At 49.3% G+C, this 26,473-nt stretch carries 20 protein-coding genes; 15 read left to right on the top strand and 5 right to left on the bottom strand.

Annotated features, from left to right (window positions below; translation table 11 throughout):
• The first annotated feature begins 129 nt into the window (after positions 1 to 129).
• The 3 genes from GON05_RS02200 to GON05_RS02210 are packed head-to-tail and all read left to right on the top strand — an operon-like array spanning position 130 to position 4,274.
• Positions 130 to 2,244, top strand: coding sequence for a phage tail protein (locus tag GON05_RS02200; protein ID WP_157317624.1), 2,115 nt, complete (start codon positions 130 to 132; stop codon positions 2,242 to 2,244).
• A gap of 33 nt (positions 2,245 to 2,277) precedes the next feature.
• Positions 2,278 to 3,963 (top strand): hypothetical protein, encoded by a 1,686-nt coding sequence (locus GON05_RS02205; RefSeq protein WP_157317625.1) that lies wholly within the window; start codon positions 2,278 to 2,280, stop codon positions 3,961 to 3,963.
• Positions 3,963 to 4,274, top strand: a complete 312-nt coding sequence (locus GON05_RS02210; RefSeq protein WP_157317626.1) for a hypothetical protein — start codon at positions 3,963 to 3,965, stop codon at positions 4,272 to 4,274. Before GON05_RS02205 ends, GON05_RS02210 begins: the two co-directional genes overlap by 1 nt.
• A 288-nt stretch (positions 4,275 to 4,562) precedes the next feature.
• Here the strand turns inward: GON05_RS02210 and GON05_RS02215 are convergent, their stop codons facing one another.
• From GON05_RS02215 to GON05_RS02230, 4 genes are all read right to left on the bottom strand, one after another.
• Entirely contained in the window at positions 4,563 to 6,023 is a 1,461-nt protein-coding gene (locus GON05_RS02215; protein ID WP_157317627.1) for an MFS transporter, read from the bottom strand.
• Positions 6,024 to 6,092: 69 nt separating this feature from the next.
• On the bottom strand, positions 6,093 to 6,686 hold the full coding sequence (locus GON05_RS02220; protein WP_246238771.1) for a TetR/AcrR family transcriptional regulator: 594 nt from the start codon (positions 6,684 to 6,686) through the stop codon (positions 6,093 to 6,095).
• Between the two features lie 68 nt (positions 6,687 to 6,754).
• Positions 6,755 to 7,615: an EamA family transporter gene (locus GON05_RS02225; protein WP_157317629.1), complete on the bottom strand. Its 861-nt coding sequence runs from the start codon at positions 7,613 to 7,615 to the stop codon at positions 6,755 to 6,757.
• A 29-nt stretch (positions 7,616 to 7,644) separates the two neighbouring features.
• Positions 7,645 to 8,595 carry a metallophosphoesterase family protein gene (locus GON05_RS02230; protein WP_157317630.1) on the bottom strand — a complete coding sequence of 317 codons (951 nt, stop codon included), beginning with the start codon at positions 8,593 to 8,595 and terminating at the stop codon, positions 7,645 to 7,647.
• Between the two features lie 302 nt (positions 8,596 to 8,897).
• Between GON05_RS02230 and GON05_RS02235 the strand changes: the two genes are divergently transcribed.
• The 8 genes from GON05_RS02235 to GON05_RS02270 all read left to right on the top strand — a co-directional run bounded on the left by GON05_RS02235 (position 8,898) and on the right by GON05_RS02270 (position 19,516).
• Positions 8,898 to 9,668 (top strand): DeoR/GlpR family DNA-binding transcription regulator, encoded by a 771-nt coding sequence (locus tag GON05_RS02235; protein WP_157317631.1) that lies wholly within the window; start codon positions 8,898 to 8,900, stop codon positions 9,666 to 9,668.
• Between the two features lie 360 nt (positions 9,669 to 10,028).
• Complete coding sequence (locus GON05_RS02240; protein ID WP_157317632.1) at positions 10,029 to 11,423, top strand: type 2 periplasmic-binding domain-containing protein; 1,395 nt, start codon at positions 10,029 to 10,031, stop codon at positions 11,421 to 11,423.
• 64 nt (positions 11,424 to 11,487) lie between these two features.
• Positions 11,488 to 12,405, top strand: coding sequence for an ABC transporter permease (locus GON05_RS02245; RefSeq protein WP_127458127.1), 918 nt, complete (start codon positions 11,488 to 11,490; stop codon positions 12,403 to 12,405).
• A gap of 55 nt (positions 12,406 to 12,460) precedes the next feature.
• On the top strand, positions 12,461 to 13,339 hold the full coding sequence (locus GON05_RS02250; RefSeq protein WP_127458126.1) for a carbohydrate ABC transporter permease: 879 nt from the start codon (positions 12,461 to 12,463) through the stop codon (positions 13,337 to 13,339).
• Between the two features lie 178 nt (positions 13,340 to 13,517).
• Complete coding sequence (locus tag GON05_RS02255; RefSeq protein WP_181646614.1) at positions 13,518 to 15,806, top strand: helix-turn-helix domain-containing protein; 2,289 nt, start codon at positions 13,518 to 13,520, stop codon at positions 15,804 to 15,806.
• Between the two features lie 76 nt (positions 15,807 to 15,882).
• Positions 15,883 to 17,310, top strand: a complete 1,428-nt coding sequence (locus GON05_RS02260) for a spore germination protein (RefSeq protein ID WP_157317634.1) — start codon at positions 15,883 to 15,885, stop codon at positions 17,308 to 17,310.
• Positions 17,307 to 18,377, top strand: coding sequence for a GerAB/ArcD/ProY family transporter (locus GON05_RS02265; protein ID WP_157317635.1), 1,071 nt, complete (start codon positions 17,307 to 17,309; stop codon positions 18,375 to 18,377). Before GON05_RS02260 ends, GON05_RS02265 begins: the two co-directional genes overlap by 4 nt.
• Positions 18,374 to 19,516, top strand: a complete 1,143-nt coding sequence (locus tag GON05_RS02270) for a Ger(x)C family spore germination protein (RefSeq protein ID WP_157317636.1) — start codon at positions 18,374 to 18,376, stop codon at positions 19,514 to 19,516. The genes GON05_RS02265 and GON05_RS02270 overlap by 4 nt, the downstream gene beginning before the upstream one ends.
• On the opposite strand, the gene GON05_RS02275 is transcribed toward GON05_RS02270, so the two are convergent.
• Positions 19,513 to 20,409: an AraC family transcriptional regulator gene (locus tag GON05_RS02275; protein ID WP_246238773.1), complete on the bottom strand. Its 897-nt coding sequence runs from the start codon at positions 20,407 to 20,409 to the stop codon at positions 19,513 to 19,515. The two genes, GON05_RS02270 and GON05_RS02275, sit on opposite strands and share 4 nt — an antisense overlap.
• A 174-nt stretch (positions 20,410 to 20,583) precedes the next feature.
• On the opposite strand from GON05_RS02275, the gene GON05_RS02280 reads away from it, so the two are divergent.
• The 4 genes from GON05_RS02280 (at position 20,584) to GON05_RS02295 (ending at position 26,452) form a co-directional block, all read left to right on the top strand.
• The gene (locus tag GON05_RS02280; protein ID WP_397370882.1) at positions 20,584 to 22,359 is read left to right on the top strand and encodes a glycoside hydrolase family 35 protein; all 1,776 of its coding nucleotides are present in this window, start codon (positions 20,584 to 20,586) and stop codon (positions 22,357 to 22,359) included.
• Positions 22,360 to 22,369: 10 nt separating this feature from the next.
• On the top strand, positions 22,370 to 23,206 hold the full coding sequence (locus GON05_RS02285) for an alkaline phosphatase family protein (RefSeq protein WP_338114007.1): 837 nt from the start codon (positions 22,370 to 22,372) through the stop codon (positions 23,204 to 23,206).
• Between the two features lie 131 nt (positions 23,207 to 23,337).
• A complete protein-coding gene (locus GON05_RS02290) occupies positions 23,338 to 24,321 on the top strand; it encodes a CapA family protein (protein ID WP_157317637.1) in 984 nt (327 codons plus the stop codon).
• A gap of 1,402 nt (positions 24,322 to 25,723) precedes the next feature.
• Positions 25,724 to 26,452, top strand: a complete 729-nt coding sequence (locus GON05_RS02295) for an amino acid ABC transporter ATP-binding protein (RefSeq protein WP_157317638.1) — start codon at positions 25,724 to 25,726, stop codon at positions 26,450 to 26,452.
• Positions 26,453 to 26,473: the final 21 nt, after the last annotated feature.

A 26,473-nucleotide genomic window follows, 5' to 3' on the forward strand; every position in this document is an offset into this window, starting at 1 on the left:
AAGCGTCTGTGCCATGTGTATGAGCGGTACGAGGCGCTGAGTGGGAACTAGGATCCCTTATTTATGCGATTTACTGCGAAATGGACCGGTTAGTGGAAAAGGGATACGACAGAAAAGAGGTGACGGACGATGCAGGATGGTCAAACGTTTTTTTCATTAAACAAACCGCTCGATTGGGAGATGGGCTATGAAGCCAACATCGACATGCAGGAGAAGGGCTTTTCGATACGGCAAACAGAGAAGTATAGCATTCATCGCATCGTTCGCACAGACGAGTTGGAAGGCATACACCCGATTCATGAAATGACGGTTGGCGCTGGAAGGAAGCTTATTCTGCTGGATGAGGCCGCGAATGTGTGGATCTACGATGATCAAAGCCGCCATCTTGAGTCATTATTCCGGCACGGGCATGGGCTGTTCAGTCATCAGGCGAAGCTGGCTTCCATGGCGGATCTTCTGGTCATTGCAGACAGTGAGCAAGCAACAGAGAGAAGGATTGCTGTATATTCCCTCTCCAATGGTCAGACCATGTGGGCGGTGGATGCGTGGCAGGGGCTGGAGCTGTTTCCACTCTCAGTCAATTCCAAATTAGCGACGAAACATACGTTTTATACGACAGTTCCATTGGATATTGCGGTTGGTATGAATGGAAGTCCGGAAGTTCCTAAAGGCGGCAGGATTGGCATCCTTCAGTGGAGCTCGGCCGGCGAGGTTGTGCGCGTATATGAGCATGACATGCACCGAATGGAAGAGGCGGTTGAACTTACTGCCTTGAAGGGACGGTATTTCACTGCTGCGGCAGACGGCACTTTGGCTTTATTGGATGCGCACCTCAGAACCGTTACGGTATTCCATGAGGATGGCCGGGAGCCGCTGCATTTTAAACTGGAGCAGGAAGGGCGCTTTGCTGGCATTTCCATTGATACGAATCATAATCTCTATATAGGGGACAGCGGATACGCACAACTAGAGGGAGTTACGGAGCGGTTTATTCTCAAATATCGCGGAAACGGCGAGTTTTTCGATAAAGTTACGAACTTCCGTGGCCGAGTTGATACGTTGATGCATGACAGCCGTAATCGGCTGTATGTGTTTGACCGGATCAGCGGTCAGATTAGCTTGCTTGATCTTCGGGCCCGGACGATGCTGCTTGAGGGGACTCAATTGCCGGAGGCGGTTTATTTCTCGGGGGACCTGGACACGACAGAAACCGAAACGCAGTGGCACAAAATACGACTGGAAGCCGACATTCCGGAGGAGACGCAGGTTCGCTTTTCCTATTTTGCCTCAGATGAAAGTGAAGGGCTGGTAGATGGCGACTACGTAAATTATACAAGCTACCTGACGGATCCGGATATTGGGGTGCGCGAAAAGCTCGCAGCTACCCGAGATTTGTGGTCAGAACCGATTCTCAATCCGAAAGATGCGCTGCTGAATGCGAGAGGCCGTTATCTCTGGTTCAAAATGGAATTGATCGGCAGCGAGCAAAAGTCGCCGTACATTCGTAAGCTGCGCGTTTACTACCCAAGAACGTCGTTGATTGACTATCTGCCGCCGATTTATCAGCAGGATGAGGAGCACAGCCCTTTTCTGGAACGTTTTCTAGCGATGTTCAGCACGTTTTTTGATGATATGGAGGATAAAATCGACCATATTTCCGCTCATTTTGATCCGGATGCGGTAACGGGCACTTATCTCGAATGGCTGGGCCGATGGTTGGCAATCACCGATCATGAAGCATGGGGCGAGAAGAAGCTGAGGGAATTGATGAAGCAGGCGCCTGAATTGTATAAATTACGCGGCACTCGCGAGGGTTTAATTAACATGCTGAAGATTTATACGGGCACGGAACCCTTTTTGCTGGAATATTTTCAATTCAAGCAGATGCAGGAGACGTCGGAGTTGCGGCAGCTTTTTGCCCAATTATACGGGGATAATCCTTACTGCTTCTGCATTATGCTGAAGCCCGAAGTGGTGCGCACCGACGCGCAGCGGCTCACGATCGAGCAAATCATTGAAGATCAAAAGCCTGCCTATACCGAAGGCAAATTGATCGTGCTGCAACCGTGGATGTACGCGGATATGCATACGTATCTGGGAATTAACACTTACTTATCTGAGCCTACGTTATTAACGCTCGACCAGCGTTCCTCGATGCCTTACAACACGGTGCTGATCGATGTGGATCGCGATAAACGCATGGATATACATACCAGGTTGGAACTGGATTCCGAAATCGAATAAACGAAATGAGCCTTGGAAGGTGAGGGGATACTTATGAAAAAAACACGCTATTACCCGTTTGAGCGCAATCGGTATTTCTATGGAAAGCTGCTGACGGTCAGGGATTTTGAGTCCGAGCAAAAGTATTTCAATGACAAGCGCAGAATGATGAATCGTCTCCTGCATGGGTCTGGTGTGCTAACGGGCCTGCAAGTCGTCGCTGTAGATGAGAAGTCGGTTTCGGTTGAAATGGGAGCCGCGATTGATGCGCTTGGCCGGGAAATTGTCGTCCCTTCCCCCATGACATTGAAGCTTTCGATGATGGATGGGTTCAGCAATAACGAATACGCGAAGAACGTATACCTCTGCATTGCTTATGATGAAAAGGAAAAAGAGCCCGTTCACGCTGTAGCCAATTCCTCCGTTCGTTCGGATGAAATTAATGATTATAACCGCGTGCTGGAGAGCTACCGGCTATTTATTCGTGAGGATGCGCCGGAGCCTTCGAAGCTGCCTTTGGCGAATTTGACAGACCAAACGATCGTGCTCTACCAGGACGCGCATGTGCGTGTGCTTCAAACGACACCTCGCTATGTGAATCCGGGCCAGTTGTTTGAGATGAAGCTGCGTTTTGAGAAGACGCTGCGCGTTGGGCGGATTTCTTTCCAATATGAGCTGGCAGCTGATCGTGTTGAAGCGATTGACGGCAATTCGATTTTGTTCGAAGAGCCGCAGGATGTGCAAGAGAGCGAGTACGAAATGAGCGTGCTTCTGCGGGCGGACAGCACGGTAGGCGTGAAGGCGACGGTCGGTGTGCAGACGAGCACGGCTGCATTGAAGCTGGACGATAAGCAGCTTGAGCTGCAGGCGCAATCCGTCGGTGAAATTCAAATTATCGGCGATGCCGTTCGTGAACGCTTGATGACGGATTTTGTGAAACAATCGTTGGAAGCTTCTTTGGAGGCACCGTCGGAGCCTTGCATTTATTTGGCCAAAATCTGCCTCATTCAAGTGGGGCCAACTTATGTCATTGAGAGTGTGGAGCAAGTGCCGTTTGGCGAGTATGTGTACAATTCATCGGTGATGTACCGACTTGCCAGAACGAGCGAATACCGCGATGAAGCATCCGGCCAGTTTGTGACCAAGTCCAAAGTGAAAACATTGGCGCCGGGGCAGCCGCCGGAGTTTAAAGTCAATTTCAATAAAGCGATTAGCGAGCTTTCGTTTGATTTGGGGATTCCGGCTGGTGGCGGAAGCGGCATTGCCGGCATCGTAAGTGGTGTCGTGGACATTCCGGTGGAGCCGTTCACGAAGATTGCGGTGTCGCCGTTCGGGAAAGCGACGAAAAGCTTTTTCTCCGGTGAGATTGCGCACGGACTTGGTGAGGGCAACGTTTTGATCATCACGAGCTTGGAAGAGAGCAGTGAGGATGCCTTCTCCGACATCCTGTCCAGCGGGGAGCGCGTGTATGGCGGAGCATCCGATGTGTTCAAAGGCACGGAGTTTGAGCCGGACGCGCCGGAAGTGAAGATCGGCACGATCGCCTATCCGCAGAAGGGCACCTTCCGGATCGGTGTGAAGGTGCAGCAGACATCCGAGCCGTCGAATGTGCGCGTGCGCTGGTGGGCGTACAGCGCTGAGATGGCGACCGCGGTTTCCGCTTCGGCGGGGAGTGACTCGCTGGACGAGGCGTTGTCCGCGATGCGGGAAGCGGCTTCGGCTGGGAGCGAGACGGAGTAATGAGAAAAGACAGGGACCTCTTATGGGAGGTCCTTGTTTTTTTTTTTGGAGCAACTGCAACTAGAACTAAAAATGGACAAGATGTTAAAAAGGCCTATAATGGTCTTAACAAGAAAGAGAGGTGCACGGAAATGGGAGATAAACGACTGAAGATTGACAAAGAGATCTTGGCAAACCCAGATATGGTCCGTCAACTGGAGCAAGAAATGGAGCAAGAACTCAAAAAAATAGAACGGGAAAATGCAGATCTTCGGGAGGAGATAGCTATTTTAAAAAAGGCTCAGCACATCTTCAGCAACCAAAGGAACTGAGGTTCCAATTCATTGAAGCAATAAATGGAAAATTTACCGCTAATCCGTGCTGCAAAGTGGCTGTTAGCAAAATAACTGCAGAACCTCCGTCTAAATCGCCGGTTGCTACGCGAAACCTGCTAGATCTGTCAATATCAGCGGTAGAAATTCCAGTTAATTGCGAAAAAGTGGATGAATTGTGGAAATTAGCTGGAGTAATCGGCGTTAAGCGTAAGTAATCCATATACTCCTATGCCCGAGCAGCGCTCCTCTACGGAACCTCAGCTGAAATTGATAACCTTGATCGATCTAAGTAGAAACAGACCTCGCAGTACCCGGAGCACCGGCCGCACGCTTGGTTTTATCCCCCTCACGCACCCTACCAAACACAATGTAAAATACAACCCAAATTACAAACGCTAAGCCGGCAAGCACTAGACTAATATTGCTAAAAATAAAGCCGGAGGAATAACGGTACAGCGGATTCCAGCTCGAAAAACTGCCAAGATCAACGGCTTTGCTGTACAAGCCAATTGCAATGCCTTGCGCAATGAAGTTGATCATGGCGAGCATGCCCATGCCGACGCCAACCTGCTCTGCCTGCAATGTTCTGGACACGGAGTTGGAAACGGCGATGACCAGGAAGGACTGCCCCACATTCCCGAGAATCAGGAAACCGGCAATGAGCAGCGGAGAGCTGCCGGTGAAAGTGGAGAGCAGCAGGAAGCAGCTCACCAATAAGCCCGCGGCCAGATAAGCGACGAAGGAATTGCCTTTGGCATCCGCAAGTTTCCCGCCTTTGCGCCCGAATATAGCCGCTGCAGCGGCGGCCGGGATCATCATGAAGCCGATCCATATGGAAGGCAGCTTGTGAACGTTGGCGAACAGCAGTGGGCTAAGCACGTAAAGGGAGCAGCAGGTACCGTTCACAAGGAAGGAAATCGTAAGCCCGAGTGTGTACTTGGCATTCCTAAATAGCCTTGGAGCGATAAAGGGCTCCGCTGCCTTGTTGATACGAACAAGGAATAGGGCCAAAGCGAGCAACGCGCCAAGAGCAAGCCATAATCCTTTGGATACGCTCATCAAAAGCAAAGCAATGGCCGCGGCGAGCAGGATCCCGCCAAGCCAATCAAAAGAGCCGCCGCTCCCCGGCTGCTCCTCGCGCAAATAGCGGCGGTACAAAGGGAGTACCGCCAGAACCAGCAGCGGCACCGCGAACAGCCACCGCCAATGGACGGTGCTGATGATCAAAGCGGCTACGACAGGGCCTAGCGCGTTGCCGAAGGCGAGCCCAACGGCCGTCATGCCGAGCGCGGCACCCCGGCGCTCGGGAGCGAAATACCGCAGCGGGATGATCATCGCAATGGCGGGAATGACGGCGGCTCCTGCAGCCTGCAGGCAGCGGCCGATGAGCGCCATCGCGAAGGTTTGCGAGGCGAGCCCGATCAGTGAGCCGGCCGCAAACAGCAGAAGCCCGAAGGTGACGATGCTTTTCAGCGTGTAGCGGTCAGCCAGCTTGCCGTAAGTGACAGCGCCGATCGCGTAGATGAGAATATAAGCGGAGGACAGCCAGCTTACTTGGGAGAGGCTGAGCGAGAATTGCTCGCTGATTTTCGGCAGGGCAATATTGAACATGATGCCGGTCATCATGGAAATCGTTAAAGTGAACATGAGGACACGCATTAATTTGTTGCTGTTTGGCTGCGTGCCGGCTGCAGGAACAATTGTTGCTGTTTTTGTTGTTGCTGTTGTTGGAGCTGAGCTAATCATCAGGAAGATCACGTCCTTTTTTGTTTAAAATGACTGTCAGTACTGACTGACATATAGCGGTTAAAAAAACTAGGGCTGCAATGCCCTAGTAAACACTTTTACACTCTCAAGTACGAATGGTTCTAACTTGATGCTGGAGTAATTCGTGTGGCTGTCAAGATCATTCATGAACGCGCCGAATTGCATCATCATGAAGGAGAACGCATGAAGCTCCGGGTTATCGGGGATGATTTTGCCTTGATCCGCCATGGTGGTGAAATATTCGGTTAGAAATTCCAATAGTTGCTGTGGATGCTTCTGGGTACGCTCGCGGAATCCCGGCAGCTGTCCGTCTTCTTTGAGCGAGATCTGAATCATTTTCCGATTGCGGTTCATGATCTCGTGATAGGTTTTTGTAATGAGCAGCAAGTCGGTTTCGAGCTCCCATACCAGCTTTTCGGCGAACAGCTTCTTCATTTCCTCCGCATAATGATAGCGGTCATAAGCCGCTTCAAGCAACTTCTGCTTACTGCCGAAATGGCGGAATAACGTCTTCTCGCTGAGGCCTGCCGCGGTGGCAATCTCTAGTGTGGTTACCCCGTTGTAGCCCTTTTCGGCAATCAAATTGAGTGCGGATAAAAGCAGTCGATCGCTGCTGCCAATCTTGCTGCTGGTGCTGTTCATGGCCATCCCTCTTCCGAAACAATGTCAGTACTCACTGACATTTATCTTAAGGGACGTCGAGGAGAAAGTCAACCAAAGAATCCAATTAGCAGAATACCCAGCATGATGAGAATGGAGCAGGTGATTCGCTTCTTGCCTTGCTTTTCTTTGAGGACGACAATGCCTAAGATCGTGGCAAAAACCGTGCCGATCTCCCGAATCGGTGAGATATGGGCGACAGGCGCATATTTCATGGCGAATAAAAACAACAAATAAGACCCTGGATTCAGGATGGCTCCGAGCAAAATAATGCGGGTGTTCAGCTTCCATTCAAGCCGCAGCTGCTTGGAAGCGATGACGATTGGCGTCAGCGCAGCAACGAACCCGATATTCGTCACCTCGAGCAAGGAAATGGCCGAAATATGCTGCAAATTCAGCTTATCGACGAAGACGTAGCAGGTCGTGCATAAGCCTACGCAAAGGGCCATCAGAAATGGTTTGATGCACCCGGCTGAGGCGATGTCCTTTCGTTTGCCGGTGAAGATGCCGCTGAGTGCAAGGAAGCCAGTGAGCATTAAGACCAGCCCAAGCCAGCCGTAGATGGATAAGGATTCTCTAAGGAACAAAACGCCGACAATAGGAATGAATAAGGTGCTGGTGCCCCGCATAATTGGATACACTTGAGACAAATCGCCCATATTGTAGGTGCGTGCCAAGAGCAGCGCATAGACGCTCTGAAAAGCCGCTGACAAGAGCAGAAGCCCGTAAGAAGATAAGGATAAAGGATGAAGCCATAATTCTCTGATCAAAAAAGGAAGCAAAACCACGGTGGTCACCATAATGATTGACCAGAGGAAGACACTTTTATTATTGCTGCTTTTGGTGAATAAGCTCCAAATGGCATGGGTTAAGCCGGAAGCTATGACAAGTAAGATTGATACAATAACCAAGCCATCATCTCCAAACAAAATCGGTAAAATTATTCGCCTGGCGCATGCTCAGCTTGCTCGCTTACAACTGTGCCATCGGCTAAACGCAGCCAGGTTTCGAAATTACGTTCTCCTTGGCGGAGCCGGATCATCCGCGCACCGCGGGGGAAGCCTTCTTTGCCATAGGTGTTATAGCCCGTGGCACGGCCGTAACAAAGCTCAACGCCATGCAGATTGCCGCGATAGTCGTTGACATGGTCGTGGCCGCAGAAGGTGCCGATGACATCGCCTCTTTCCACCATGGCTGCAAAGAGGCCGGAGTTAACCGGTGCGCAGCACACAGGTTCATGCTTGCTGCCATAACAGATCTCTGTGTCCCAGACTTGCTTATATTCCGGGAGCGGGATGTGGAAGAAAGCCAGCGCAGGCAAGGTTTGTTCAGCATTTTCTGCTTGCAGCTTTCTCGAAGCTTCTACATACCAACCAATTTGGCTGCTTCGAATCCAATCGTATCCTTGGATATCCGGTACGGGGGATTGGTTGCCCGAGTCAAAAAAATACAAGGACGCAGCGGCTGCTCCATCAGCACCTTGAATGGATAACGCGTAGTTGCCTGTGCCATGAATATCACGCGGACCGCGTTGTGCCACGGTATGCGGGTGTTCCAACACGGCTTGCATGAGGTCTTCACGCGTAATGATCGTTTCCGTATCGTGGTTGCCGAATACAACCGCCCAGGGGATGCCCCGCGTTTCTGCGGCGTAAACGGCTTCCCGAAACGCTTCTAGCGGCTGTTCGCATCTAGGGTTGCCGGGAGTCACGTATCCGGTGTAGATAACGTCACCTGTAAATACAACCAGATCAGGCTTCTCTGCATCCAGCACATCTTCCATCAGCTTCCGCGTCTTCTGATCGAGGGTGCCGCCGTCTATCCAATGTAAATCTGTAAATTGAGTAATCGTAAAGGTTTGATCTTCACGAAAGAGAAGTTGACGCTGCATAAGTGTAGCCCTCCATGTTTTTTGTGAGAGTGTTGTTTTCGTGTGGTTTTTTATTAAAATGTTGTTGTTTGTTGACAATTGTATATCCGACGATCTGGAACTGTCAATGAGAAATTTACAAATCATTTACTTTTCATTTCATCTTATAACTAATGGATCCGGGATGGATCATCAAAAAGCGCGAGATGATCAAACGACTTCTGGCATCGCGTTGACAGGCTAACCTCCTACTTATACACTAGATGAAAACAACATGAAACATCACGATGTTGCTAGCATCGGTCATAGGCAGGAGGTTATTTATGTCATTAACATTCGAGGATCGCAGGATGAAGATCCTGAATCATTTGGAGTTGGAAGGAAAAGTACAGGTTCTTCACTTGTCTGAGCTCCTCAGCGTTTCGACCGAAACGGTCCGGAGGGACTTGGATCGCTTGGAGAAGGAAGGCAAACTTCGTAAAGTGTACGGCGGCGCAGTCAAAATGCGCATGGAGCTTGTCGAGCCGCCTTTTCTGAGACGGACGCAAATGATGAAGAAAGAGAAAGTGGCGATTGGCAAGGCAGCTGCTTCCATCGTGCAGGACGGGGAAACGATCATGCTGGATAACAGTACGACAACGCTCGAGATCTTGCCTTACTTGAAGGATCATACGAATGTTACCTTGATCACGCACTCTGTCCCTGTCCTTAATCTGGCGATGGAGACTTTTGGCGGCCGAATTATTTTCTTGGGCGGAGAAGTCAGTCTGGAACTCAAAGCGGCCACAGGCTCTCTTACGGATCAAATGCTGGATCAGTTTAAAGTGAACAAGGCGTTCATCTCGGTTGGCGGTATTTCACTTGCCGATGGGATTACCGACTTTCACTTGGCCGAAGCCGTTATTTCCCGAAAAATGATGCAGCGGGCGGAAGAGGCGATTCTGGTGGCCGACCATTCCAAATTCGGCATGTCGACATTCGCCCGAGTGGCCAAGCTGGATGAAATCTCGATGCTGATCACGGACTCCGGCTGTCCGAAAGAATGGATCGATACCATCGAAGCGCTGGGCATTGAAGTGTTGATCGGCGAATAACCCCGAGCCATCCCATAATCGCTACTGAACCGCTTGCATATAGCGGGGAGGTGGCGATTTTTCCTTTGTTTTTCAGGGAATTCTCATAAAATGAAGATGCTACAAAAAGAGGCGACGACCTTTCTTAAGAAAACAATATGACTGAAAAATAAGCGATATACGGCTTCTACCTTCACCATGTATGCTTCATTCACAGGCTAATCCGCATATGGCATTAGCGCCAAATCATCAATAATCACCAGGGGAGTGTTTCTATGAAAAGAAATAAAGCATTCAAAGTACTTCCTGTACTTGCCTCCGCGCTCGTACTATCCTTAGTAGCAGCTTGCGGCAATTCAGGAATGGGCGAAAAAGACGAATGTGTTGTTTGACTTCCAGCATTCCTCCGGAAACACGCCGCAGGATGATGTTCAACAGTACGGCGTGATGGTTGCTTCTAATAACTTGCCGGATTCGATGCTTTGGAACTGGAATAGCGTGCAGGGTGGAACCGCCAAAATGTTCAAAGACGGCACGATCATTAAACTCAATGATTTAATTGAGAAAAATGCTCCGAATTTGAAAAAAATCCTGGATGCCAATCCGCAGATTGCCAAGCAAATTAAAGCGGACAACGGCGATATTTACGCGCTGCCCCACTTGAAGGTCGGCGAATACGGCCAATACAAAACGTTTAGCGGTATGGTAATTCGTCAAGATTGGCTCGAAGAGCTTGGTTTGCAAGCGCCGGAAACCGTTGATGAGTGGGAAACGGTGCTAAGAGCGTTCAAAGAGAAGAAAGGCGTAATTCCTTTCACGCTGAACAAAAGCTATCCGCTGTCCTTCGCTGACTTCGCAGGCGCCTATGGGGTTGCGGGCATGTCGACAATCGCCAACGCAAGTTCTTTCTATATCGATGGCGGCAAGGTGAAATTCGGCCCTACCCAGCCGGAGTTTAAGCAATATTTGACGACGATGCAAAAATGGTACAAAGAAGGTCTGATCGATCCGGACTTCGCTTCAAATGATACGAAAACGATGGATGCCAAAATTACTTCCGGCAAGGCAGGCGCATTCTATGGCTTCATCGGCGGCAGCATTGGGACATACACGCCGGCGCTTCAGAAAACAGATCCGAAAGCGAAGCTGGCGGCTGTGCAGTATCCGGTTCTGAAAAAAGGCGACGAGCCGAAGTTCGTGCAAGCGTCATGGGAATATGACAATATCGGAACGGTTATTACAAGCTCCAATAAACATGCGGCAGAAACGGTCAAAGCCATCGATTATCTGTACAGCGACGAAGGAGCTACGCTCAAAAACTTCGGTGTAGAAGGCCAAACGTATACCAAAGCCGACGGTCAGCCGAAGTACACGGACTTGATCCTGAAAAACCCGGACAACCTGCCGATTTCCCAAGCGATGGCCAAATATTTTATCGCCAACTACGGCTTCTCCGGTTTGGATGATGACCGTTACAACGATCAGTACTACCAGTTGCAAGCACAAAAAGACGCCGTGAAGCTATATGCCAAATATGCGAACAACGCGTATAAAGTCATGCTTCCGCCAGTTGTTCTCTCGACCGATGAAGCCAAAGAGTCTGCAAAGATTCTGAATGATGTCAGCACACTGCTGACGGAACAAATCACGAAAGTCGTGATGGGCACTGTGAAAGTAGAAGACTACGATAAAACGATGGAGCAAGTGAAAAAGATGAACATTGACCGTGCAGTTGAGATTTACCAAGCAGCGACGGATCGTTATAACAAACGTTAATAGAAGGCTGGAGTACGGGGAGCTCAGCCTCCCCTTTTTAATACATCCGTAAGGAAGTGAGAACATGGCGAATTCCATTCGGGGTCTACTCGACGACATTAGAAAAAATCGCGCAATCTACCTGATGGTATTGCCGGTTGCGCTGTACTTCTTCATTTTTAAATATTTCCCAATGTACGGAGCGGTGATCGCTTTCAAAGATTTTAGCCCGGCGAAAGGGATCTGGGGCAGTGATTGGGTTGGTTTTGCCCATTTCAAAGATTTCTTTCAAAGCTATTATTTTGTACGCGTGCTGCGCAATACGTTCTTAATCAGCTTCTATAATCTGATTTTTGGCTTCCCGGCACCGATTATTCTCGCGATTTTGCTCAATGAAATTCGCCAGAAGATGTTCAAATCTATCGTGCAGACGATTTCCTATTTGCCACATTTTATCTCCATTGTCGTTATCTCTGGATTAATTATTGATTTTACAAACCGCGGCGGCATTGTGAATTCGATCATTATGTTCTTTGGCGGTCAGGATTCAGCACTCATGAATAATGCGGAAAACTTCCGTACCATCTTCGTTTCCACATCGATTTGGCAAGAGCTGGGCTGGTCATCCATTATTTATTTGGCTGCGCTTAGCGGGATTAACCCCGAGCTGTACGAAGCTGTTCGTGTTGACGGGGCGGGAAGATTCCGGCAAATCTGGAGCGTAACGCTGCCAGGGCTTATTCCGACGATCATGATCCTGCTCATTCTTCGGATCGGCGGCTTGATGGAAGTCGGTTTCGAGAAGATTGTCCTGCTTTATAATCCGAATACGTATGAAACGGCGGATGTGATCTCATCTTTTGTGTACAGGGAAGGGCTTGCCCAAGGGAATGATTACAGCTATACGACGGCTGTAGGTCTGTTCCAATCGATGATTAACTTTGCCTTGCTTATTAGCGCTAACAGCATATCCCGCCGATTCTCGGGCAGCCGGTTGTGGTAGCCTAATCTTATGACGCCGGCTGTTCTTACGAAAAGCTCTCAGGAGGAAACGAACGATGAAATTAAGCGCATCTGAGCGTCTATTCGATATCGGTAATGCGATTCTTATGATCTTGTTAATTATTTGTACCGTGTACCCGTTCTACTACGTGTTCATGGCCTCGATCAGCGACTCGAACTTGCTCATTCAGCATACGGGGCTGCTTCTTAAGCCGTTGGGATTTAACTTAAGCGCCTTCGAGAAGGTGATTGCGAATCCGAACATTTTGACCGGGTATGGGAATACACTTTTAATTTTGATTCTAGGTACGGCGGTCAATCTGTTTTTTACAACACTTGGCGCTTATGCACTGTCCAGAAAGTTTGCTTTGCGGAAATTCCTCATGATCAGCATTGTGTTCACGATGTATTTCAGCGGCGGCTTGATCCCGACTTACCTGCTGATCAACAATTACTTGCACATGGGCAACAGCTATCTGGCGCTGATCGTGCCAGTAGCCATATCCACGTGGAATTTAATTATTATGCGAACGTCATTCGAAGCCATTCCGGAAGGGTTGATGGAATCGGCCAAGATTGATGGCGCAGGCGAGTGGCGCATTTTGTTCCAGATCGTGGTGCCTTTGTCGATGCCGGTTATTGCCGTCATGGTGCTCTATTACGGTGTTGCGCACTGGAATTCCTGGTTTAACGCTATGCTGTTCCTTCATGATCGGGAGAAATTCCCGCTGCAGCTGATTCTGCGCGAGATTCTCGTCCAGAACAGCACGGATTCGATGACCACTGGAACGGGAAATGCGAACGACACGCAAGCGATTGGGGAAAGCATTAAATATGCAACGATCATGGTTGCGACGTTACCGATCCTTATTGCTTATCCATTTTTACAGAAATATTTCGTAAAAGGTGTTATGGTCGGAGCGATCAAAGAATAATAAAACCAGAACCTGTTCTCTTTTTGGATGTTCGAAAAGAGGGCGGGCTATTTGGGTTTTCGGCTTAATGGGCGGGAAAACAATAAAAAATGATGATGCTGCAAGAATCGTAGATGTACATTGGGGGAAGAAGATGGGATAATGCGCATACAGCATGAGTAGGGGAGGGGCTTCTTTCATGAAGCGGAGCGTATTTCTTTTTTGGCTTTATTCGAACTTAACCATACTTTGTATCCCCATTGTCATCACGATGTTGGTACTTTTTCAATCGCAGCATTTGTTGAACTCAGAAGTCATTCGTTCCAATAAAGCGCTGCTCAATCAGGTCAAGCAATCTCTGGATAATCAATTTAAGGATATTAAACGGATGGGTCTGCAGCTCTCTCTGGACCCGAAAGTGATTAAATATGTGAATCAAACGGAATTCAACAGCTCGCAAGTAAAAATCGACACGCTCGACCTTATCACATCTCTTCGTTCCTATGCGGCATCGAACGGGGATATCAACGATTTGTATGTGTATATGAAAAAGCAGCATTTCGGTGTGACCACCTCGACGATGAATCAGGACGATTTGCTGTTCCAATTGCTTCATGAGCCTAATAAAGGAATAACCTTTAAAAAGTGGAGCGACAGCATGGAGAAGATCTACTTCGGTAATTTTCTGCAATTAGCCGAAGATGACATGGTGTATATGCAGTCTCTGCCTATTCAGAATGCCGATGAAGCGCCAGCGACGCTAGTGGTTATGCTCAATGCGGAGCGTCTGAAAGCAGCCATCTCCAACATTCAGCTAGCTCAGGCCGGTATTGTGCTGATTCTGGACTCGGGCAACAAGCCGATGATGATCGCAGGCGAGCCGGGGCATGTTTCCGATCTTGATTTGGCGCAGATTTCGTCCTCAGCAGAAGGTTCGTTTAGCCAGAAATGGGACAAGGAAGAGGTGACGGTTTCCTACGTTTCCTCCGTCGAAAATGAATGGAAATATGTCTCGATCGTGCCTACGAAAATATACGCGGCGAAAGTCAGCCAATTGCGCAGCTGGATTTATGCAGGCTTATTCCTGTGTATTTTCGTCGGCGGGCCGATGTCCATTTGGTTGACGAGCAGGCATTATATGCCGATTCGCCGCATGGTGGATTTGGTGTCCCCCAAGGTTAAATCGAATATGCAGGACAGCAAAGACGAATTCCTGCTGCTGCAAAATTTCATGTCGGAGAATGCCGCCTTTCAGGATACGGCGAATACGACCATTCGGAAACAGCAAGACGTGCTGCGCAGCCACTTTCTGGCACGCCTCCTCAAAGGCCGAGTTGAGAGCGGCTCAGCACTGGCGCAATCGATGGCATCGTTTGACCTGCGGTTTGAGACGAACCGCTTTGCGGTTTTGCTTTTTCATATCGGCGATTACTCCGCTTTGTTCAATGACAACGGCTCGCGGGATAGCGAATCCAAACTGCAATATGTGTATTACATTGTGACGAACATCACAGAGGAACTGCTTGGCCGCAAGCATTCGGTGTTTACGACCGAAGTGGACGGCATGATCGCCTTCCTCGTTAATATCCAACATGAGGATGAGGCGCAGGCGAAGCATGATTTAATTGATGCTGCACAAGTGGCGCAGGAAGTGATTCAGGGGAAATTTTACATTCAGCTGACGATTGGCATCAGTGACATTCATCCAACGCTGACTGGAATTCCGCACGGGTTCGATGAGGCGCTGGAGGCGCTGGAGTACAAATTCGTCATTGGTCCGAGCCAAATCATTCCGTTTGATCGGATTAAACGACCGAAAAATGAGCTGTATTATCCGCTCGATATGGAGCGTCAGCTCATCAATCATATCCGTACGGGGCAGTACGAGGAGGCTATGGAGGCGGTCAGCGAGCTGATTGTCACGAATGTGTCCGACGGTACGCTGTCATTGCAGCTGGGCAAGCTTCTTATGTTTGAGCTGATCGGGACGATTCTGAAAGCGATTGAGCATCTGGATCAGGGACCGAATGAGCTGGCCGTGGAGAAGCATGCGTTAATTAAACAATTGACCCAGTGTGAATCGTTTGCGGAAATTGAAGATGAAATTTATAAATTTTTAAAAACCGTTTGCGATTACGTGGACTCCAAAAAGAAAAGCCATAATACGAATCTGAAGGATCATGTGCTGAGCTATATCGACGAGCATTTGGCGGATATGGATCTCAGTCTAACCTCGCTGTCGTTGAAATTCGAAGTGAATGCCCCCTATTTGTCACGCTTTATTAAGGAGCAGTCGGGTGAAACCTTCATTGATTACGTCAATAAGCAGCGCGTCCAATTAGCTAAAAAATTAATGATGGACACCGATGACACGATTACGGATATTACGCAAAAAGTCGGGTTCTCGAACAGCAACACCTTTATTCGTGTATTTAAACGTTACGAGGGAATCACACCAGGGCAGTTCAGAAAAGGCGATCAGCTATGATCGTCTTGTTTCTATTGGATAAGATGAAGAAATTGGCAAATACTAACCGCATGGTGAACAGGCGGGAGGGAGAAGCATGGAATTGCCACAAAATTCATTCCAAATCTCTACAGAGATTAAGACGAATATGCGTAAGCTTTTCGAATGCTTTCACTCCTCCGACGATATTCGCACCAGGGAGTTTCGCCTGCAGGGCGTTCAGGGTGCGATTCTTTATCTTAATGCCGCTACGAACCGGGATAAGCTGCAGTCGGATGTTTTGAGGCCTTTACTCGAATCCAAAGAGGGGCTTTTGGAGGATATTCTTCCCATCCTTGATATCGAAATCGCCACCGATTTGGAGATGGCGGCTGCGGGGATGCTGCAGGGGAAATGTGCGATTCTGCTCGATCAACGTACGGACATTATTCTTGCCGATGTCGCCGCCAACATGGAGCGCAGCATCACGGAATCCCAGAATGAGCAAGTCATTCGCGGTTCTCATGATGGTTTTATCGATGACGCAGACGTTAACATGCAGATGATTCACAAACGGCTCAAGAATCCCAATCTGGTTGAACGAGATTTCACTTTAGGCGCGCAAAGCCCGACAGGTGTCAAGCTGTTATACATGAGCGAGCTTGCGGATCTCCATGTGGTTAACGAAGTGATTGCCAGACTTTTGACGAATGAGGATGTATTTATTAAATCACCCGGACAAATATTGAATCGTTTGGAGAGCAGTTGGTGGTCGCCATTTCCGCAGATGCTGTATACCGAAAGACCCGACACCACCGTATCCCATCTGATGGAAGGCAGAGTCATCCTGCTGGTCGATGGCAGTTCGTTTGCGGTCGTTCTTCCGGTCACGTTTTTTATGTTTTTTCAAATTGCAGACGATTTCAATGTCCGGTGGTGGAACGGGACTTTTTTTCGCTTTCTCCGATTTATTAGCGTGATGATTGGTTTGGCGCTACCTTCCGTTTATATTTCCATCGTCTCGAACCATTTCGAAGTACTGCCAATTGATTTGCTTTTTTCCTTGAAGGCTTCTTTAGAAAATATACCTTTCAATCCTCTCATAGAAGCACTGTTTATGATTACCGTGCTCGAACTGCTGCGGGAAGCGGCAATCCGGCTCCCGAAGTCTATTGCTTCGACTTTGTCCATTGTCGGAGGTTTGGTTATTGGAAGTGAAGTGGTCAACGCCGGATTAGTGTCCACGACGATGATCGTCGTTATTTCATTGACCGCCGTTGCTTCTTTCAGTCTGCCATCTCATGAAATGCGCCTCGCGGTTCGGCTGGTCAGCTTCCCGATCATGATCGCTTCTTTGCTGCTTGGTTTTGCCGGGATCGCCTTCAGCTTTTCGCTGTTGTTCATGCATCTAAGCAAGCTTGAAACGTACGGGGTCCCTTACTTTTATCCATTTACACCATTCCAGCCACGCAGGATCTTGACTACGCTTGTTCAGCTTCCTAAGCGGATCTTTCGCAGGAAAGCTTCGGATAGGAGGGTGTCATGAGCAGAATGCAGTTATTTGCTTTCATCCTGCAAACTCAGGTAGGCATCGGCGTGTTGTCTTTCCCTTATGTCTTGCATCAAGCTGCCGGTGAAGACGGCTGGATTTCCGTCATACTGGCAGGGGTATGCGTCAATGTACTTCTACTTATTTATGCCGCTCTGTGCCAACGATTTCCCAAGAAAAACTTCTATGAGTTTATGCCGGTTATTCTAGGCAAATGGCTGGGGAATGTGGTCAACGCCTTTTACACCTTCCATTTTCTGTTTCTTTCCTGTTTGGTTTTGCTGATGGAAATGATGTTTGTCGAGCTCTGGATATTGCCGTTTACGAATCCATGGCTCGTCATTGCAGCCAACTTTATCATATTGATCTATTTTGCTAAAGAACGATTGGCCATCATTGCGCGTTATCACACAATGGTTACTTTTCTGCTCATCTTAATGGTAGCGATGATGCTGACCAGCTTTTACACAATGGATTATCGCTATCTGCTGCCTATCGGACAGAAGGGCTGGACAGCCATTATAGCGGGAGTGAAAAGTTCCGTGATCACTTTCCTCGGTTTCGAGCTGTTCCTGATCGTGTCCTCCGATGTGCAATCCAAAGACAAGAGCATATTGGTTCCTGTACTGTGGGCGAACACGATGGCGACCTTGTTCTTTTTGGTTGTCGTTCTACTGTGTTTCCTGAATTTCAGTCCTGAGTCGATTCCTTTCATCCCGCAGCCTGTTCCATACTTCTTGAACGGGATTTCTCTGCCTTTTCTGGAACGGATGGATTTGATTTTCCTTTCCGTCTGGTTGGTCAAAGTGACAGCATCGCTCATTAGCTACATGTATGCCGCAGGCAAAGGGTTCGGATATTGGTTTCATAACAATGAACATAGAAAAGCCATTTATTATTTAGTTCCCTTAGTCTGTTTGGTCGGTTTCGCGTGGCGTTCGGAAAAAAGGCTTGCCCTCTTACAGAAGGTGACGGAATTCGAGAGCTTCATCGCGATCGGACTTCCCGTTCTGCTTTTCTTGTTTGTTTGGTTAAAAGGCAAAAAAGGGGGACAGCAGCTGTGAATCGCTTGGCGCTATTTTGGCTGATTGTTGTTTTGTTGTTAGTTTCCGGGTGCAGCTATCATTCCGATTTGAAAAATTTGCAGCTTATTTATGCAACCTCTTTGGATACGAACGAGAACAATGAAATTGTCACCACCGTTACCATTCAATCTCCAGGAGGCAAGGAAAGAACCGTTCCAATTCATGAGGTGTTGACGGCAACTGGACCGACACTGCAGGAGTCCTTGTACAAAAAGATCGGCCTGCAAATTGCAGGACCCATCGGTACTTCCAAAAATCAAGTTATGCTCATCTGCGATAAGTTGGCGAAATCGGATATTCTAAACCTTCTGGACGCTACATTTCGCAACTCAAACGATCCTATGCTGGCCAAAGTGGCAATCGTCCATGGCGAAGCAGCGGATTTGATCCGATTGAACCGCATCGGGTCTGCGACATCCGGGGAGTACTTGCGCAAAATCATTAAAAGCGCTCAGTACGAAACGGTCATTCCGTTCGTAACCGTGCATTCCATTTACCCACTTCTTCATGATCGGGGAAAAGATGGTGTCATTCCAATTCTAAGGAGGGAAAATGGCAGAGATAGCGAGACGGACAAAGATAAGGCCGTCATCGAAGGCGTAGGGCTTCTTAGTAAGAGTAAGTATACGGGATACACTCTCACACCTGAACAATCTTCCTTGTTCCTTTTAATGAACGGCAAGAAGGGTGAAATCTGTATTATGACGCGCAGAATAGAAGAGGCGAAGGGCAAAAACGATCTGTCTCAGTACATATCGCTAAACATTATCAAGTCGAGCAGCAATAAAAAGGTTTCGGTTAGTTCATCTGGACACGTTCAAGTCCAATTGCAGCTGAAGCTGAAAGGGATTATCATCGAACACGCCAAATATAACCGCATTGACAAGAAGCTAATTGAGCAGCTGAACAAACGGTTCTCTGAGATGCTCACGCAGGAAGCGGAAGTCATCTGTAAGCAGCTTCAGAAAGCGCATTCTGATGCACTGGGCATCGGAAGGGATTTGATTGCTTTCCATCCGAAGGAGTGGAAAGAGCTCGATTGGGATCAAACATACCCCGAAGTGGATTTTAAGGTTTCGGTCAGTATGGACATTGTTTCTCATGGCATTATTAACTAGTTCGTCGAATGATGCTTCGGCTTGAATTCACTTGGCGACTGGCCGGTCCAGCGCCGGAATTGGCGGGAGAAGTGGCTGGCCGAGTGAAAACCCAGCTTCTCTGCGATGTCCGTCATCGGCAGATGGGTTGTGACGAGCAGTTCCTTGGCCAGTTTCAGCTTCTGCTGACTGACATACTGGCGAGGGGATAGTCCGTACACCTTAGAGAACAGCTTGCTGCATTGGCTGCGGCTTAGGTTCATCTCCTTGGCGACCCCCGCTACTGTCGCCTCTTCGCATAAACCGAGCGCGAGCTTCTCTTCAATCATGTGCGCGATATCCGCTGTGAAAAGCGAAGGATCTTTCTCGGCGGCGTTTCCTTGTCCGCGAGAGGAGCCGTGTTCACAAAACAGCTGGAGCACATCGTGTATGATGAGCAACGTATACGACTGCAGGAGCAGTTTATCCTCAAAACGCAAAGACGAGGGCTCGGCAGCCGTGTGGTTGCGCTGCATCACACCCTCCAGCTCACCAACGTAGAAGCGAAGCTTGCTTCGTTCTGCTTCTTTGTGCCGGATGAGCCGATAGGGTGCCTGGGAGAGCAGGCTGCGAATCTCGGGGTCATCAAGATCGAAATGTACATTAAAAAAGCCGTAATCCCCCAGGGTGGTGTTGGAGGATTGATGCCTGACACCGGACTTGATCAGCAGCCAGTCTCCCGCTTGCATCGTCACCGTATCACGGTTAATTTCATGAGCGACTTCACCTTCCACGCAGTACAACAGCTCGAACAAATGGTGATGATGTCTCGGGTAGTGCCACCCTGGAGGCTTTAAGCCAAAATGGCATCCGGTCACCTGAAGCGTATTAATAATATTAGGGAATCGATACAAATCCTCCAACTGTTGTTCCATCCGCCGTTCCTCCCGTTTGTCCTCATTATTTGTTCCATCATACCATGCCATTTGGCACATTTGGTATAGAAAATGATCCATTTGGCGATGGAGATTCACGATCCTTTCAGCGAAGATGAGAGTAGGTAAACTTATAAACTTATCCGACAGTACTCATCATCCGGAGGGATCATTGTGGCCATTTTACAAGCCAGAGATAAACAATTTTTATTAGATGGGGAACCCTTTCAAATTTTGTCCGGAGCCATCCATTATTTCCGTGTAGTTCCTGAATATTGGGAAGATCGGCTCCTGAAGCTTAAAGCGTGCGGCTTTAACACTGTAGAGACTTATGTACCCTGGAATTTGCATGAGCCGCAGGAAAATGTCTATAACTTTGATGGCATTGCGAACATTGAGAGGTTCATCACACTCGCAGGCGAGCTCGGACTTCATGTGATTGTTCGGCCAAGCCCTTACATCTGCGCGGAGTGGGAATTCGGTGGGTTGCCGGCGTGGCTACTGCAATACACATATATGAAGCTTCGCTGCATGGATGCTACATATTTGATGAAAGTAGATCGCTATTATGATGAGTTAATTCCTAGGTTAACTCGGTTACAGAGCACAAATGGCGGACCCATCATTGCGATGCAAATCGAAAATGAATACGGCAGCTACGGCAACGACACGGCATACCTTACGTATTTACGTGAGGGTTTAACGAAGCGCGGCGTAGATGTTTTATTGTTTACATCGGATGGTCCGGAAGACGGCATGCTCCAAGGAGGAACAATTCCCGGTACGCTTGCGACCGTTAACTTCGGTTCCAGACCAGAGGAAGCGTTCGAGAAGTTCCGTGAATACCGTGCGGATGAGCCGCTTATGTGCATGGAGTATTGGAACGGCTGGTTCGATCACTGGCTGAAGCCGCACCACACTCGGGATGCGGGTGATGTTGCGGATGTCTTCGATCGCATGCTTCGCGCAGGGGCCTCTGTGAATTTCTACATGTTCCATGGCGGAACGAACTTTGGTTTCTACAACGGTGCGAACTTTGCTGAGAAATACGAAGCTACGATTACGAGCTATGACTACGATTCACCTCTTTCTGAGTGTGGAGATGAAACGGAGAAATTTCGCGCCGTCCGCAGCGTGATTGCTCGCTATCTTGAGAAGGACGAGAAAGAGTTCTCTGCATTCCCAGCGCCTATTGCGAAGAAAAGCTACGGCCGCGTAGCCTTAACAGAAAAAGCAGATCTGCTTGGGCAGCTGTCCCAACTTTCTACGCCTATTCAACGTACGTGCCCGGAGCCGATGGAGATGTTTGGCCAAAGCTATGGCTTCATCGTTTATTCGACACAGGTATCCGGTCCGCGAACCGGCGAAAAGCTGCACCTGCAAGAGGTGCACGACCGCGCGCAGATTTTCTTGGACGGCGTCTACCGAGGTACAATTGAACGTTGGGATCCGCGTCCTCTCCCGCTGGACATTCCTGCTGAAGGCGCGAGGCTGGACATCGTGGTTGAGAACATGGGCCGAGTAAATTACGGACCGAAATTGAAGGACTACAAAGGGATTACAGAAGGCGTTCGTTTCAACAATCAATTCTTGTTTGATTGGACGATTTATCCACTGCCACTGGACAAAGTAGATGCCATTCCGTTCGTGCGTTCAATGAAAAATGTAGAGCAGGATGAAACGCAGGATCAGGAGCGCCCGACTTTTTATCGCGGGGAGTTTCACGTTGAAGAGGCCGGAGACACCTTCATCCGTTTGGACGGATGGTCTAAAGGCGTTGTATGGATTAATGGTTTTAATCTTGGCCGTTACTGGGAAAAAGGCCCGCAGCGTACGTTATATGTACCGGCGCCGTTACTGCGGAAGGGCAGCAATGAAATCATCGTCTTCGAACTTCATCGTACAGAAGAACCGGTAGTTGTACTGACGGATTCACCTGATTTAGGGTAAAACAGGGGGCGTGAGCGAACTTATGGTATCCAAGGCTATCAAAAGAGTCATTATTTTAGGTATTGATGGTGCAGGAACATTCATCCGTGAGGCGCAGACCCCTTATTTGAATATTTTGCTTGCGGGAGGCGTGCAAACACACTTGGCTCGCACCGTCTATCCTTCCAATAGCGGGGAATGCTGGGGATCGCTTTTGCATGGTGTCGTGCCGAATCGGCATGAGTCTCATGTCCATATTCAAAAGAATCGAAGCTTTCCGGCGGATTCTATGGCGCCCTCTATTTTTCGGATATTGCGAGAAGCAAGACCTGACAGTACAATGGCTGCATTCGTTTCATGGAAGCCCATTATTTCCGGCGTAATTGAAGAGATTGATGGCATGAATAAATACGCCGCTTCGGATGAAGAGCTGGTTCCCGCTATCGGGGCGTACCTTCGTTCAAATCCAGGAGTGGAGCTCCTATTCGTTCAACTGGATGATGTGGACGCTGCCGGCCATCGCCATGGGTATGGGGAGGATTCCACGGAATACCTGAAGGCCATTACGGTTGCTGACAAGCAGATCGGCGAGATCAGCAAAGCGCTGCTGGAAGCGGGGATGCTGGAAGACAGCCTGTTGATCATCACCACCGACCACGGCGGCGGAGGTTTGGATGCCTTCAATCATGGGAGTGACGCGCCGCGGGATATGACCATTTTCTGGGGTTGCCGAGGTCCTGGCATCAATCCGGAGGCCAACTTGTCCGGCCTGTCGATTATGGACACGGCGGCGGTCGCGCTTCATGCGCTCGGCCTGCCGATTCCGAGAGAATGGGATGCCAAGCTGCCTGCGGGATTACTGGATTAGGATCGGGATTGGGACAGTTCGATGATGACCATCGGACTGTCTTTTTTGCTTGTTGCTTGTTGTTGTGCCGCCTATTTTACAAGCATCATCTCCTTTTCTTGAATATTTTGCTCAAGAGAGGAGTGAGGGCGTTGATCCAAGTTACGATTGCCGCTGTCGGAGATTTATTGATGAAAAGTGAAATTATAGCTGCGGCCAAAAGGCCGGAAGGGCATGGGTTCGACCCAATTTTTGAAGAGGTTGCTCCCATTTTGAAAGCGCATGATTTGGTATTAGGCAATTTGGAGACGACCTTCTCCGGCAAAAGGCTGCTGGGCTCTCCCGGCATTCGCCCCAAATGCAACTGCCCCAGAGAACGGAGAAATCCAAGAACGGGCCTTCCTGTTTTCAATTGTCCGGATGAGCTGGCAGGTTCGCTGAAAAAAGCAGGATTCCATGTCCTGACGACAGCCAACAACCATTGCATGGACGGTGGACGCAGCGGGGTGAAACGAACCTTGCAGGTTCTGGATGCGCACAAGCTTCAGCACACGGGAACTGCGCGTTCTGCGAAAGAAGCGCAAGGGCCGCTGATCGTGGATGTGAAAGGCGTGCGTATCGGCATAGTGGCCTATACCGAGAAAACCAATGCCATACCGGTGCCGCAGAGGTGGCTGGTTAATCGGTTCAATGCGAATCAGATGAAGGCGGATATTCGGGGCATGAAGGATAAAACGGACTTTATCATAGCTTGTCTTCATTTCGGTAAAGAGTATAGAAATTACCCGGATAGCAGCCAGAAAAAATGGATGGAATTCCTGTTCAGGCAAGGTGTGAACGTCGTCTTAGGGGCGCATCCGCATGTGCTTCATCCGGTCACTCAGGCCGTGATGAAAGATAAATACGGCATAGAACAAACGCGCGTCGCCGCTTCTTCTTTAGGTAATTTCGTATCTTCGAAATTGACGAAGGGGACGAACACGGTCCGGGGCATGATTCTGTCGCTCACCCTGACGAAGCATGACAATGGTCGAACCGATATCAGCGGCGTTGAGCAAATTCATACCTTTGTAGAGCGGAGAAAGGGGGAGACGACAACGTACACCGTCGTTCTGGAGAGGCGTTGGGGGCGCTGATGGTCGTAATGCACTGAGCGCGTCTGATGCTGCGTTAATGTTGTAAAACATGCTAAACGTAGCGGGGGTGGGGTGAAAGGCCCCGCGCTTGGCGTTGCTTTTCATCGCTAACGTATGTTGAGTGCGTCCCGTGTCTGCGTTGACGTCGTAAAACAAGCTTAACGCAGCGGTGGTGGGGCAAAAAGCCCCGCGCTTGGTCTTTAACGTTGTTTTTATCGCTAACGTATGCCGAATGCGTCTCGTGTCTGCGCTAACGTCGTGAAACAAGCTAAACGCAGCGATGGTGGGGCAAAAAGCCCCGCGAATGGTCTTTAACGTTGTTTTTATCGCTAACGTATGTCGAGTGCGTCTCGTGTCTCGTTAACGTAGTGAAACAAGCTAAACGTAGAGGGGGTGGGGAAAACGCCCCGCGCTTGGTCTTTAACGTTGTTTATCATCGCTAACGTATGTCCAGTGTGCCACTTCCCCCCTCTTACATTGCACTTTATGCATCATAAGAGGGGCTCCGCACCTTAAAACTCAAAGTTCATTGTACTAAGTACAACGAACTTACCCAAACTGGCTGAAATAAACGGCATTTCAGCCCAAAACATTGTACTTTGTACAATATAGAGAGGCGCTGGAGTCAAATTCCGCCCATATTGTTGTACTTTGTACAACATAGATAGACCGTTAGGCTGAATGTCTAACGGTCTTTTTCCCTTTTGCTATAGCTACTCCTGCAAAAGGGAACTACAAGCCGCTATTTGTTCCAAATCGGCTGTTTTCTACAGTTGAGCGGAAATACAGGGTCTTATCCGCCTCCTCGTTGTTGCCATTCCACCTAAATCGGCAAAATAGAGGATCGTAGTTCCCTCCAAGTTGCCACATCGCAGTTTTCTAGACAAATAGAGGCTCATAGTTCCCATCAATCAGCCTCCGCGCTATAATCACAGCCGCCCGCCTAGGCGAAGCCTCGCCGGCAGCTGTCTCGTTCGCCGCTCCGCGCTCGCCGCCCGCCTAGGCGAAGCCCCGCCGGCAGCTGTCTCGTTCGCCGCCCCGCGCTCGTAGCCGCCGGGACACCGCCGTCCCGGCCCGCGCCCACCGCCGCCCTGCTCCGCGCGCCCACCCCGCGCCCGCCGCTGCCGCGTCACCGCCGTCCCGCCGGGCCCCGCGCTCCCGCCCTGCACCCGTAGCCTCCCACCGCTGTCCCACCCCAACCCACTGTTTCACCCACCGATGAGACGGTTAAGCATACTATAGGCCGGCACCCCGCCTTAACAAAAATTTCAAATCTTTTTTCTGTCCCATGTCGGATTGTATAAGATTCCATAGTTTTACATTAAGATTTAAAGACATCAAGTGTAAGTTAACATGACAAATAGTTTACATGATTAAGCTTTTTAGCGAAGGGGGGGTTCCATTGATCTCATTCCAGCAAGTAGAGAAGCATTACGGCGATTTTCATGTGCTCAAGGGAATTGATCTTCAGGTCCAGCAGGGGGAAGTTGTCGTCGTCGTCGGTCCGTCAGGTTCAGGCAAAAGTACACTGCTCAGATGCATCAATCGACTGGAGACGATCACCAGCGGTGAACTGACCGTAAACGAGCGCAAAGTCAGCGACAAAAAGACGGATATCAATAAGCTGCGCCGTGACATTGGGATGGTCTTCCAGCATTTTAATCTGTATCCGCATAAAAAGGTGATCGATAACATCACGCTTGCGCCCATGAAAGTGCTCGGCCTACCCAAGAAGGAAGCGGAAGAAACGGCGATGTACTACCTTGAGAAGGTAGGCATTCAGGACAAAGCCGGAAGTTATCCCTCGCAGCTTTCAGGCGGTCAGCAGCAGCGAGTAGCCATAGCCAGAGGGCTGGCGATGAAGCCAAAAATTATGCTCTTCGACGAACCGACATCGGCCCTGGATCCAGAGATGGTGGGCGAGGTGCTGGACGTCATGAAGGCGCTGGCGCATGAGGGAATGACGATGGTTGTGGTCACGCACGAGATGGGCTTTGCCCGGGAAGTGGCGGATCGCGTTGTTTTTATGGATAAAGGGCAAATCGTCGAAGAATCGCCTCCAGAGGAGTTTTTCGTCAATCCGAAAGAAGAGCGGGCACGACTATTTCTCAACCGCGTTCTCAATCACTAATACTCGTTCTGCGTCACTAAT

Source organism: Paenibacillus anseongensis, from assembly GCF_009757995.1.
Lineage (GTDB): Bacteria > Bacillota > Bacilli > Paenibacillales > NBRC-103111 > Paenibacillus_E > Paenibacillus_E chondroitinus.

Coding starts and splice junctions, on each gene's coding strand:
- GON05_RS02200 (WP_157317624.1), top strand. CDS start 130: ATGCAGGATGGTCAAACGTTTTTTTCATTAAACAAACCGCTCGATTGG.
- GON05_RS02205 (WP_157317625.1), top strand. CDS start 2,278: ATGAAAAAAACACGCTATTACCCGTTTGAGCGCAATCGGTATTTCTAT.
- GON05_RS02210 (WP_157317626.1), top strand. CDS start 3,963: ATGAGAAAAGACAGGGACCTCTTATGGGAGGTCCTTGTTTTTTTTTTT.
- GON05_RS02215 (WP_157317627.1), bottom strand. CDS start 6,023: ATGATTAGCTCAGCTCCAACAACAGCAACAACAAAAACAGCAACAATT.
- GON05_RS02220 (WP_246238771.1), bottom strand. CDS start 6,686: ATGAACAGCACCAGCAGCAAGATTGGCAGCAGCGATCGACTGCTTTTA.
- GON05_RS02230 (WP_157317630.1), bottom strand. CDS start 8,595: ATGCAGCGTCAACTTCTCTTTCGTGAAGATCAAACCTTTACGATTACT.
- GON05_RS02235 (WP_157317631.1), top strand. CDS start 8,898: ATGTCATTAACATTCGAGGATCGCAGGATGAAGATCCTGAATCATTTG.
- GON05_RS02245 (WP_127458127.1), top strand. CDS start 11,488: ATGGCGAATTCCATTCGGGGTCTACTCGACGACATTAGAAAAAATCGC.
- GON05_RS02250 (WP_127458126.1), top strand. CDS start 12,461: ATGAAATTAAGCGCATCTGAGCGTCTATTCGATATCGGTAATGCGATT.
- GON05_RS02255 (WP_181646614.1), top strand. CDS start 13,518: ATGAAGCGGAGCGTATTTCTTTTTTGGCTTTATTCGAACTTAACCATA.
- GON05_RS02260 (WP_157317634.1), top strand. CDS start 15,883: ATGGAATTGCCACAAAATTCATTCCAAATCTCTACAGAGATTAAGACG.
- GON05_RS02265 (WP_157317635.1), top strand. CDS start 17,307: ATGAGCAGAATGCAGTTATTTGCTTTCATCCTGCAAACTCAGGTAGGC.
- GON05_RS02275 (WP_246238773.1), bottom strand. CDS start 20,409: ATGGAACAACAGTTGGAGGATTTGTATCGATTCCCTAATATTATTAAT.